The sequence below is a fragment of the Streptomyces sp. NPDC015220 genome (genome assembly GCF_043079345.1).
In the GTDB taxonomy this organism is placed as follows: Bacteria; Actinomycetota; Actinomycetes; order Streptomycetales; family Streptomycetaceae; genus Streptomyces.
On the sequence record NZ_JBIBUK010000009.1, the window covers coordinates 140120 to 151977 of the forward strand.

General features: G+C 71.0%; 6 protein-coding genes. 3 read left to right on the plus strand and 3 right to left on the minus strand.

The features are described from left to right. Positions 1 to 78: 78 nt before the first annotated feature. Entirely contained in the window at positions 79 to 3000 is a 2922-nt protein-coding gene (locus tag ACF061_RS20070; protein WP_392268243.1) for a glycoside hydrolase family 48 protein, read from the minus strand. Between the two features lie 289 nt (positions 3001 to 3289). Here ACF061_RS20070 and ACF061_RS20075 point away from each other — a divergent pair, with 289 nt between their 5' ends. The 3 genes from ACF061_RS20075 (at position 3290) to ACF061_RS20085 (ending at position 8434) form a co-directional block, all read left to right on the plus strand. After that, positions 3290 to 4768: a cellulase family glycosylhydrolase gene (locus ACF061_RS20075; RefSeq protein WP_392268244.1), complete on the plus strand. Its 1479-nt coding sequence runs from the start codon at positions 3290 to 3292 to the stop codon at positions 4766 to 4768. 55 nt (positions 4769 to 4823) lie between these two features. After that, positions 4824 to 6626, plus strand: coding sequence for a glycoside hydrolase family 6 protein (locus ACF061_RS20080; RefSeq protein ID WP_392268245.1), 1803 nt, complete (start codon positions 4824 to 4826; stop codon positions 6624 to 6626). 794 nt (positions 6627 to 7420) lie between these two features. Continuing rightward, positions 7421 to 8434 (plus strand): class I SAM-dependent methyltransferase, encoded by a 1014-nt coding sequence (locus ACF061_RS20085; RefSeq protein ID WP_392268246.1) that lies wholly within the window; start codon positions 7421 to 7423, stop codon positions 8432 to 8434. A gap of 335 nt (positions 8435 to 8769) precedes the next feature. On the opposite strand, the gene ACF061_RS20090 is transcribed toward ACF061_RS20085, so the two are convergent. Further along, entirely contained in the window at positions 8770 to 9606 is an 837-nt protein-coding gene (locus tag ACF061_RS20090) for an aldo/keto reductase (RefSeq protein ID WP_392268247.1), read from the minus strand. Positions 9607 to 9815: 209 nt separating this feature from the next. Continuing rightward, the gene (locus ACF061_RS20095; protein WP_392268248.1) at positions 9816 to 11642 is read right to left on the minus strand and encodes an AMP-dependent synthetase/ligase; all 1827 of its coding nucleotides are present in this window, start codon (positions 11640 to 11642) and stop codon (positions 9816 to 9818) included. Positions 11643 to 11858 lie beyond the last annotated feature (216 nt).

Consider the following 11858-nt stretch of genomic DNA (forward strand, 5'->3'; position numbering starts at 1 on the left):
GAAGACGGGCACGCCGACCGGGTGGACCCCGGCAGCATCGGGGATCCACCCGGCGGTACGCGGAGCGTCAGCGGGGACTTATTCGAGGAGCTCCGCGTACGAGCCCATGGCGAGGGCGATGTCCGCCTGGGCCCAGAACCGGTGGTACGTGAAGGTGGGAGCGGCCCCGCCCTTCAGATAGGCCTCGATCTTCGACCAGGCCGGGTCGTTCTTGTAGAAGGACCGGATCGAGGCGAACGTGGACGACGAGTCGATCTTGTCGCCGTTGGGCATGGTGCCGGTCCAGCCGCTCGGCACGTACACGCTGTCGTTGAACCTGCTGTAGTCGGTGCGGGTCTCCGGGACGGCGATACCGAGGCTGTCCTGGTAGTTGTTCCACATTCCGTCCAGCAGCGCCTTCGCGGTCGACTTGGCCTGCGAGTCACCGGACTTGGCGCCGTAGTAGGACAGCGTCTTGGCGTACGCGGCCGCCACGCCGACGTCGTTGGTGTAGTCGGCGACCGTGACGTGCAGGGAGCTGTTGGCGCCGGGGGAGGACGCGTTCCAGGTGTCCGGCTTGCCGGACCACTGCAGGGTGGAGGGGATCCGGTAGGTGCCGTCCGGGTTGACCGTGGTCTTGGACAGCGCCCACTTCACCCACTTGTCGAGGACGGCCTTCGCCTTGGTGTCCCCGGTCTGCTGGTAGTACTCGGCGACGCGCTCCATCGACCAGGCCTGGAAGCCGAACCACTGGTTGGACGGCGGGTCGTGGTAGACGGGAGCCTCGTCGTAGTACATGCCGTAGAAGGTCGGAGTGCCGGCCGGCGGGGTGGCGTAGCGGCCCTGCCAGCTGTTGGTCGCGCCGCCCGCGATGGCGCCCTCGGAGGACTGGAGCCACTGGTAGAACTCCAGCTGCCGCTGGAGCGACTTGCTCCAGTCGCTCGCGCCCGTCGCCGACTTCGGCTTCAGGTCGGCGTAGGAGCTGAGCGCGTACGCGGCCAGCGGGTTCTGGTAGCCGCCGTGGACGTGGCTGGAGCCGATGCGCCAGGCCCAGCCGGCGCTGGTGTCCGTGGCGCCGCCCCAGGCGTAGTACCAGGACAGCAGGTAGTCCGAGGCGTCCTTGCCGGTACCGGCCGCGCAGGTTGACGGACCGGTGCAGTTGCCGATCTTCTTGAAGTACTTGTCGTACATCGCGTAGCGCAGATAGTCGCCCATCTTCGCGGCCTTGCCCACGGTCGCGGAGACGTCGCCGCTCCTGCCCTGCGCCTTGGCCCACACGTCCGCCCAGTACGCGGCCTGCACGGCGCGGGCGTCGGCGTCCGGGGCGTCGGTGTACTTCCACTGCTTGGCGTAGGACGAGTCCCCGGTGAACAGGTCCAGGTAGCCGTTCTTGCCGCCGTACTTGAAGGCGTCGCAGGTCGGCTGCGGGACCGTCTCCCAGACCGACTCCTGCGGGCCGCGCTGGAAGGTGTTGATGTACGACGGTCCGGTGGCCGTCGGGCCCGCCTCGCACTTGCCGGGCTCGTTGCCGTAGCCGTAGACGTTGTCGACGTCCTGGATCCAGTGCATGCCGTAGACGTCGTCCGTGCCGTACGCGGACTTCAGCTCACCGGCGATCGGGTCCGAGCCCACCGGCACCGAGGAGTCGAGCCTGGCCGGGTACTGGTCCGGGGTGTCCTGCTCGGGGGCGTAGGTGGCCGGTTTGGAAGCGTTGTAGTACGCGTTGGTCGGCTGGTCGGCGTGGGTGGGGATCATGTACTTCTCCATGATGTCCCAGGCGCCGTTGAACTTGGACCAGTCGCCCGTCACCTTGCCGTACATGGCCTGGAGCCAGAGCAGGTAGCTGTAGGCCTCCGACGTGGTCTCGTGACCGTTGTCGGGCGCCTCCACGATCAGTGTCTCCACCGAGTGATAGGGGATGCCCTCGGGCGAGAAGTAGCCGTTGGCCGGGTTGGTGATCTTCCCGTAGAGGTCCAGGAAGCGGGCGTCGTACGCCTTGGAGGCGGCCAGTTCGGTCACGGTGACCGTGGCCTTGGAGTGGCCGGCGGCCGAGGCGGTGAAGGTCGCCGCGCCGGTCCCGGAGGAGTCGGCCGTGACGGTCACCTTCTGGGCCGTGTTCCAGGTGGCCGGGGTGAAGGTGAGCGAGGAGCCGCCGGTCACGGACAGGCCCGTGTTGCCCCCGGTGCGGGCGACGCTCACGGTCACGTCGGCGCTCGGCTGGGTGGAGAGCTTCACGTCGAAGGTGCCCGACTTGCCCTGCTGGACGCCCAGCTGGCTCGGCGAGGCCACCACGGCGGGTCCCGAGGCGACGGTGATGCCGACCGGCGTGGACTCCGCGGACGCGCCCAGGCTGTCGTAGGCCTTCGCGAGCAGAGAATGACTGCCCACGGTCAAGCCAGAGGTCGAGAGGGTGAACGGCGCGCTGGTGTCGGTGCCCAGCGGCGTCGTGTCGTCGTAGAACTCGACCTTGGTGATCTTCGCGTCGTCGGCGGCCGCCGCGGTCGCCGCGAGCGGCACCTCGTCGCCCTGGGCGTAGGTGGCGCCGGGGGCCGGGCTGGTCAGCACGGTGATCGGCGGCTGGTGCGCGCCGGCGCAGGTGGTCCCGTTGACCGCGAAGGCGGTGGGAGCGGTGTTGGCGCCGCTGTAGGTGAACTGGGCGCCGGTCGTCACGGCGGCCCCGGCGGCGATCGCCGCGTTGTACGGGGCGTTCTTCACGGTGACCGACTGTCCGGACTGCGACCAGGCGCCGTTCCAGCCGTTGGTCAGCTTCTGGTTGCCCGCGTACCCGTACGTCAGGGTCCAGCCGTTGACGGCGTCCGTGCCGCGGTTGGTGATCGTCAGGTCCGCGGTGAAGCCGGAGCCCCAGTCGTTGGTCTTGTAGTCCACGCTGCACGCCAGGCCCGCCGCGTGCGCGGTGGTCGAACCCGCCGCCAGCATGGTCGTGGGGAGCGCGAGGGCCGCCACGACGGCGGTCCACAGCCGCCGCGCGAGACGGCGTCTGTGTCTGTGTACGGGGTGCATGTGCTGGTCCCTCCTTGCGGCTCGAAAGAAGGTGAGGTGGGGGAGGAGCAACAAGCCCTGACCAGTGGGAGCGCTCCCATAGTGCGGACGTGTCAGGGCACGGTCAAGTACTTGAAGGGCCGAAAAGATTCGGACCCCTTCTGACGGGCCGCGTTGCGGGAAAGTCGATCGAAACTCCGTGACCCCCTGTTCTTCCCCCACGCTTGGCGCTACCTTCACTGGCACCAGTGGGAGCGATTCCATCAGTCGACGCGTCGTACCGGCGCGCCAGGTCTGCAAGGAGTCGCTCATGCGACACCCCCCGCGTTCAGTACTTTTAGCCGTCGCCGGCGCGGTCGCGCTCCTGGGGAGCGTGGTCGTACCGACCGTGACGGCGCAGGGAGCCACTCCCGCGTGCTCGGTGGAGTACTCCGTCACCAGCCAGTGGTCGGGCGGCTTCCAGGGTGCCGTCACGATCACCAACAACCGTGCGGCGCTCACCGGTTGGAGTCTCACCTTCGACTTCGCCGGCGGCCAGAAGGTCACCCAGGGCTGGAACGCCAAGTGGTCCCAGTCCGGCACGACCGTGACGGCCGTCAACGAGAGCTACAACGGCTCGCTCGGCACGGGCGCGAGCGTCAGCGCCGGGTTCCTCGGCTCCGGGCCGGGGAGCACGGGTGCGCCGACGGCGTTCAAGCTCAACGGGACCACGTGCAACGTCGACCCGGAGCCCACCCCGACTCCGACCGACCCGCCGCCCACCGGCGGTGACGGCAAGGCGCCCGCCCTGCACGTCTTCGGGAACAAGCTCGTGGACGCCGCCGGCAACACCCGCCGGCTGCTCGGCGTCAACCGCTCCGGCGGCGAGTTCATGTGCGTCCAGGGCTACGGCTTCTTCGACGGCCCGGTGGACGACGCGGCGATCAAGGCGATCGCCGACTGGAAGGCGAACACCGTCCGTATCCCCGTCAACGAGGAGTGCTGGCTGGGTCTTTCCAACGTCAAGCCCGAGTACGCGGGCGCCAACTACGTCAGCGCGGTCAAGGACCTGGTGGCCCGGGTCGAGGCGCACGGCATGACCCCGGTCATCGACCTGCACTGGACCTACGGCCAGTACACGGGCAACTCGGCGGGCTGCTCCGACGTGCACGCCACCTGCCAGAAGCCGATGCCCGACGCCCAGTACACGCCGAAGTTCTGGTCCTCGGTCGCCGGCGTCTTCAAGGACGACCAGGCCGTCGCCTTCGACCTGTTCAACGAGCCGTACCCGGACCGGGCCACGTCCAGCCTCACCGACGCGTGGAAGTGCTGGCGCGACGGCGGCACCTGCCCGGGCATCGGCTACCAGGTCGCCGGCATGCAGAGCCTCGTCGACGCCGTCCGCGCGACCGGCGCCAGGAACCTGATCCTGGCCGGCGGGCTCGCCTACTCCAACGACCTCGGTCAGTGGCTGACGTACCGGCCGACCGACCCGGCGGGCAATCTCGCCGCCGCCTACCACGTCTACAACTTCAACGCCTGTGCCAGTGAGAGCTGCTGGAACTCCACACTCGCCCCGGTCGCGGCCCAGGTGCCGCTGGTGGCGGGGGAGATCGGCGAGAACACCTGCTCGCACGGGTTCACCGACCAGGTCATGAAGTGGTTCGACGACCGGAACCTGTCCTACCTCGGCTGGACCTGGAACACCTGGGACTGTTCCTCCGGCCCGTCCCTGATCTCCGACTACGACGGCACGCCCACGGCGTACGGCGCGGGGCTGCGCGACCACCTGCGCGCCCTCAACCCCTGACTCCCCTTTTCCGCGAAGTTCGGCAACCCCCTTCAACAGGAGGAATTCCCCACTCATGAGCCGCACCAGAACAGCGATGCTCGCTGCCCTGACCCTGGTCGCCGGAGGCGCCGGCATGGCGCTCACCACCGCCGCGCCGGCCAGCGCCGCGGTGCCCTGCACCGTCGACTACAAGGTGAACCAGTGGAGCACCGGTTTCACCGCCGACGTCACCGTCACCAACAACGGCGCCGCCAAGTCGTCCTGGTCGCTGAAGTGGTCGTACGCAGGCAACCAGCAGATCACCAGCGGCTGGAACGCCAAGATCACCCAGAGCGGCACCGCCGTCACCGCCAACAATGAGAGCTACAACGGCTCCCTCGCCACCGGCGGCTCGGCCAGCTTCGGCTTCCAGGGCACCTACAGCGGCACCAACGCGATCCCGGCCACCTTCACCCTCGACGGCGTGACCTGCAACGTCGACAACGGCGGAGGCACCGGCGGAGGCACCGGCGGAACCGGTGGAGGCACCGGGGGAGACACCGGGGGCACCGGCGGGGACACCGGCGGCACCGGTGGCGGCACCGGTGGCGGCACCGGTGGCGGCGGCACCCCCGACCCGAGCGGCCGGGCCGACAACCCGTACGTCGGCGCCAAGGTCTACGTGAACCCCGAGTGGTCCGCGCTGGCCGCCGCCGAGCCGGGCGGCAGCCGCATCTCCGGCCAGCCCACCGCCGTCTGGCTCGACCGCATCGCCGCCATCAACGGCGTCAACGGCGGCATGGGCCTGCGCGCCCACCTCGACGAGGCCCTCAAGCAGAAGGGCTCGGGCAACCTGGTCGTCCAGCTGGTCATCTACGACCTGCCCGGCCGCGACTGCTCCGCCCTCGCCTCCAACGGCGAGCTCGGAGCCACCGAGATCGACAAGTACAAGACCCAGTACATCGACCCGATCGCGTCGATCCTGTCCGAGTCGAAGTACGCGGGCCTGCGGATCGCCACCGTCATCGAGCCCGACTCGCTGCCCAACCTGGTCACCAACGCCGGCGGCACCAACACCACCACCGACGCCTGCGTGACCATGAAGGCCAACGGCAACTACGAGAAGGGCGTCAGCTACGCCCTGGACAAGCTCGGCGCGATCTCGAACGTCTACAACTACATCGACGCCGGTCACCACGGCTGGCTGGGCTGGGACACCAACCTCGGTCCCTCCGTCCAGGAGTTCTACAAGACCGCGACCAGCAACGGCGCGAGCGTGAACGACGTGGCCGGCTTCATCGTCAACACGGCCAACTACGGGGCCACCAAGGAGCCGTACTTCAAGGTCACCGACAGCGTCAACGGGCAGACCGTGCGCCAGTCCAAGTGGGTGGACTGGAACCAGTACGTGGACGAGCAGTCCTTCGCCCAGGGGCTGCGCGACAAGCTCGTCGCGGCCGGCTTCAACTCAGGCCTCGGCATGCTGATCGACACCTCCCGCAACGGCTGGGGCGGCACCGCCCGGCCGGCCGGCGCCGGTCCGCTGACTTCGGTGGACAACTACGTCAACGGCGGCCGCATCGACCGCCGCATCCACACCGGCAACTGGTGCAACCAGAGCGGTGCGGGCCTCGGCGAACGGCCGACCGCGGCTCCCGCCGCCGGGATCGACGCCTACGTCTGGGTGAAGCCCCCGGGCGAGTCGGACGGGTCCAGCTCCGCCGTCTCCAACGACGAGGGCAAGGGCTTCGACCGGATGTGCGACCCGACGTACGGCGGCAACGCGCGCAACGGCAACAACGCCACGGGGGCGCTCGCGAACGCCCCGGTGGCCGGTCACTGGTTCTCCGCCCAGTTCCAGGAGCTGATGAAGAACGCCTACCCGGCCCTGCCGTAGGCGCGTGACACACAGGTGATCCGCCGGGACGGCCCGGACCGACGAGGTCCGGGCCGGGCCTCCCGGGCCCGGGTGGGGCCGGGCCCGGGAACCGGCCTGGCGGGACCGGCCCGGCGGGTCCGGGCCGGGGTGGGACCGCCCCGGCGTCCGGGCCGGGGTGGGACCGGCCCGGCGGGTCCGGGCCGGGGTGGGACCGGCCCGGGACCGACCGGTCAGACCTCCCGGGCCGGGGTGGGACCGGCCCGGGACCCGCCGGTCGGCCCTGCCGGGCCGGGCCCCGACGGATCGCCGACTCCGCGGAAGCAGCTTCCGCACGGCCGCTCCAGCGCGTACGGCGCCGCCGGGCACAGCGGCGGCTGGGCCATGACACGGGGCCGTACGCCATGGTGCGGCCGGGGCCGCGCGTACCGGGAAGGGGTGACACCGACAGGCGTCGCCGGGGCGGCCGGCGGCGTGGGCGAGCGGGCGGGGCGCCCGGGCCTCGACCAGCTTGGGGGCGATCTCGAGCCCGGACACGCCCGTCTCGCCGTACGGCGCCGGCAGCCGGGGCACGGCCAGGCGTGAGCCCGGCCGTGCCCCGGGCGCGGTCCCGCACGACGCGCGGAGCGACGGCGCCCTCGATCCGCACGGACCCGGCCTCGACGAACCGCTGCGCCTCACGTCGCCCGTCCGCCCAGGGTGGGGCGCCACCCGGGAAACGGGCACCCGAATATTTGCCGTACCGGCAACGGAACTGGCCCCTTCACGGTACGCAGGCCCAGGCTGGCGGCACCGACCAGGAGAGGCTGACCACCATGGCGAAGGAACAGCGGGAACAGCGGGAACAGCAGGGAGACCAGGCACGGCGGGGACGGCACGAACACCACGGCCAGCACGGCCAGCACGGCCAGCACGGCCAGCACGGCCAACACAGCCACCACGGCTCGCACGGCCACGACGGAGACCGGAAGCACCACGGACACCACACCGACCTCGACTGGGCCGAGATGGCCCCGCTGCTGGAGTCCCAGGCGGAGCTGTTCACGCCGCTCTACCAGCAGGTCATGGCCTGGCTGGCCCAGCGGGTGACCGATCCCGGGCTGATCGCCGACACGGGCAGCGGGCCGGGCGTCGTCTCCTGCCTGTTCGCCGAGACCTTCCCGGGCGCCCGGGTCGTCGCGGTGGACGGTTCCGCGCCGCTCCTCGAACGCGCCCGCGCCCGAGCCGCCCGCCTCGGCCACGCCGACCGTTTCAGCACCGTGGCCGGCAGGCTCCCGGGGGCACTCGCCGAGCTGGAGTATCCGGCGGACCTGCTGTGGGCCGCCAACAGCCTGCACCACCTGGGCGACCAGCGCGCCGCCCTGACCGCGTTCGCCGAGCGCCTCGCGCCCGGCGGCACCCTGGCCCTGCTGGAGGGCGGACTGCCCGCCCGCTTCCTGCCCCGCGACATCGGCATCGGCCGCCCCGGCCTTCAGGCCCGAATGGACGCGGTCGAGGCAGACCTGTTCACCCGCATGCGCGAGGAACTGCCGGGCTCCGTCGCCGAGACCGAGGACTGGCCGGCGCTGCTGACCGCCGCCGGACTGAAGCCCACGGGCACCCGCAGCTTCCTCCTCGATCTGCCGGCCCCCGCCTCCGGCCCGGCCCGCGACTACGTCGCCGCCACCCTCGCCCGTCTGCGCGAGGGGCTCGCCGAGGCCATCGATCCGGAGGACCGCGCCACCCTGGACCGCCTCCTCGACCCCGGGGACGAGGCGAGCGTGCACCGCAGGAACGACGTCTTCGTCCTCAAGGCGTACACCGTGTACACGGCGGTCCGCCCGGCCTGAGCAGGGGGTGCGGGCGATCGGGTGGTCGGCCGGCGCCGATGTCGGGACCCGCGTCGCACGGCCCCCCCGGGACGGCCCGACCGACCGGGCGCCCGGGCCCGGGCCCGGGCCCAGACCCGGACTCGGCCCCGGACAGCGCGGCGGGCCCGTGCCACGAGCGGTCGATCCGCTCCTGGCACGGGCCCGCAGCCGTCCGCCGGCCCGCAGCCGTCCGCCGGCCCGCAGCCGTCCGCCGGGCCGCAGCCGTCCGCCGGCCCGGTTCGTCCGCCGGGCCGGGTGGTCGGTCAGGCCGGGTGGTCGGTCAGGCTGGGTGGTCGGTCAGGCTGGGTGGTCGGTCAGGCGACGTCGAACGTCGCCGGGTCCGGGCCCAGCCGCCGGTCCTCGTTCAGCGCGCTGATCGCCGCCAGGTCCTCCTCGTCCAGGCTGAAGTCGAACACCGCGATGTTCTCCTTGATCCGGGACGGCGTCACCGACTTGGGGATGACCACGTTGCCGAGCTGGATGTGCCAGCGCAGCACGACCTGGGCCGGAGTGCGGTTGTGCTTCCGGGCGATCGCCACGATCGCCGGGACCTCCAGCAGGCCCTTGCCCTGGCCGAGCGGCGACCACGCCTCGGTGGCGATGCCCTGCTCCGCGTGCAACTCACGGGCGGCGCGCTGCTGGAGGTGCGGGTGCAGCTCGATCTGGTTGACCGCCGGGATCACCGAGGTCTCCGCGATCAGGCGCTCCAGGTGCTCCGGCAGGAAGTTGGACACGCCGATCGCCCGGATCCGGCCGTCGGAGTGCAGCTTCTCGAACGCCTTGTACGTGTCGACGTAGGCGTCCTTGGACGGCAGCGGCCAGTGGATCAGGTACAGGTCCACGTACTCCAGGCCGAGCTTGCCCATCGACACGTCGAAGGCGCGCAGTGTGGCGTCGTAGCCCTGGTCGCTGTTCCAGAGCTTGGTGGTGACGAAGACCTCCTCACGGGGAAGGCCGGAGGCGGCGATGGCCTTGCCGGTGCCCTCCTCGTTGCCGTAGATCGCCGCTGTGTCGATGCTGCGGTACCCGGCCTCCAGCGCGGTGGCGACGGCGCGCTCCGCCTCGTCGTCCGGCACCTGCCAGACGCCGAAGCCCAGCTGGGGCATCTCGACGCCGTTGTTGAGGGTGATCGGGGGGACCTTGCTGCTCACGAGCTCTTGATCCTTCGGTTGTCGTCAGGTGGTACTCATATCGTCAACGATCACGGGCCGTGCCGCATTCCTGCCCGGCGGAACCGTCCGAAAGCGGTTGCCGTCCCGCTGCGCGCGTCCGGTGCCCGGCCCGTGCCGCCCCGGTCCTGTGCCCCGCCCCGCCGGTCTCACGCGCGCTCCGGACGTTCTCGCTTCCGGTTCCCGCGGCCTCACGCCCGGTACAGCGCCTCGACCTCGTTCGCGTACGCGTTCTCGATGGCCTTGCGCTTCAGCTTCAGGGACGGGGTGAGCAGCCCGTGCTCCTCGGTGAACGGCTGGGCGAGGATGCGGAAGGTGCGGATCGACTCGGCTTGGGAGACCAGGGTGTTGGCGGCGACCACGGCGCGCCGGACCTCCGTCTCCAGGTCGGGGTCGCGCACCAGCCGGGCGGGTGTCAGCTTCGGCTTGTTGCGCATCTGGAGCCAGTGCTCGACGGCCTCCTGGTCGAGGGTGACCAGCGCGGCGACGTAGGGGCGGTCGTTGCCGACGACGATGCACTGGGAGACCAGCGGGTGGTCGCGCACCCGTTCCTCCAGCACGCCCGGCGCCACGCTCTTGCCGCCGGAGGTGACCAGGATCTCCTTCTTGCGGCCGGTGATGGTGAGGTAGCCGTCCTCGTCGAGGGCGCCCAGGTCGCCGGTGGCCAGCCAGCCTTCGTGCAGGGTCGCGTCGGTGGCCTTCTGGTTGTTCAGGTAGCCCTGGAAGACGTTGCCGCCGCGCAGCCAGACCTCGCCGTCGTCGGCGATGTGCACCGTCACGCCCGGGATCGCCCGGCCGACCGTTCCGTACCGGGTGCGCTCGGGCGGGTTGGCGGTGGCGGCGGCCGTGGACTCGGTCAGCCCGTAGCCCTCGTAGATCTGTACCCCGGCGCCCGCGAAGAACAGTCCGAGCCGGCGGTCCATGCCCGAGCCGCCCGACATCGCGTTGCGGATCCGGCCGCCCATCGCGGCGCGCACCTTGGCGTACACCAGCTTGTCGAAGAACTGGTGCTGCACGCGCAGGGCGGCCGACGGACCCGGCCCGACGCCCCAAGCCTTCGCCTCCACGGCGTCCGCGTACTTCACGGCGATCTCGACGGCCTTCTCGAAGGGCCCGTCCCGGCCCTCCCGCTCCGCCTTGCGGCGGGCCGCGTTGAACACCTTCTCGAAGATGTACGGCACCGCGAGGACGAACGTCGGCCGGAAGGCCTGGAGGTCGGGCAGCAGGGCGGCGGCGTGCAGTTGGGGCTGGTGGCCGAACCGGACCCGGCCGCGGACCGCGGCCACCTCCACCATCCGCCCGAAGACGTGGGCGAGCGGCAGGAACAGCAGGGTCGACGCCTCGTCGCCCTTCTTGGAGTGGAACACCGGTTCCCAGCGCGAGAGGACCGTGTCCGCCTCGAACATGAAGTTCCCGTGCGACATGACGCAGCCCTTGGGGCGGCCGGTGGTGCCGGAGGTGTAGATGACCGTCGCGACCGACTCCGGGGTGACCGCCTCGCGGTGCCGGTGCACCACGTCGTCCCCGATGTGCGCGCCCGCGTCGTACAGTTCCGGCACGGCGCCCGAGTCCAACTGCCACAGCCTGCGCAGGTTCGGCAGCCGGCCGATCACGGTGGCGATCGTCATCGCGTGGTCCTCGTGCTCCACGACCGCCGCCGTCACCTCCGCGTCGTACAGCATCCAGAAGCACTGCTCCGCCGAGGAGGTGGGGTAGACCGGCACCACCTGCGCGCCGATCGTCCACAGCGCGAAGTCGAACAGCGTCCACTCGTAGCGGGTGCGGGACATGATGGCGACCCGGTCGCCGAACCGGACGCCCTGGGCGAGCAGCCCCTTGGCCAGGGCGAGGACCTCGTCGCGGAACTCGGCGGACGTCACGTCCCGCCACGTCCCGCCCTCGTCCTTGCGGCCGAGCGCGATGTGCGCCGGATCGTCCCGGGCGTGCTGGAACACGACGTCGGCCAGCCCGCCCACCGGTGGTGCCGCCGTCGACGGAGGGCTGGTGAACTCGCGCAAACCCCGCTCCCGCTCCTCTGGCTCACTTGTGACGCTCCGCACAGCGCCGTGAAAGCTACCCCACGGGGCGGTGGGGCGGGAGGGGGGTCGAGAGCGGGGGCGCTCGCGTACGCACTGGTCAGCGTCGGAAAAAGCGCTCACATGGGGCGCGGCCGGACAGAAATCCTTACGGTTCCGTAAGTTTCGGTGCGGTAATCTCCACCGACCTCCACCGAA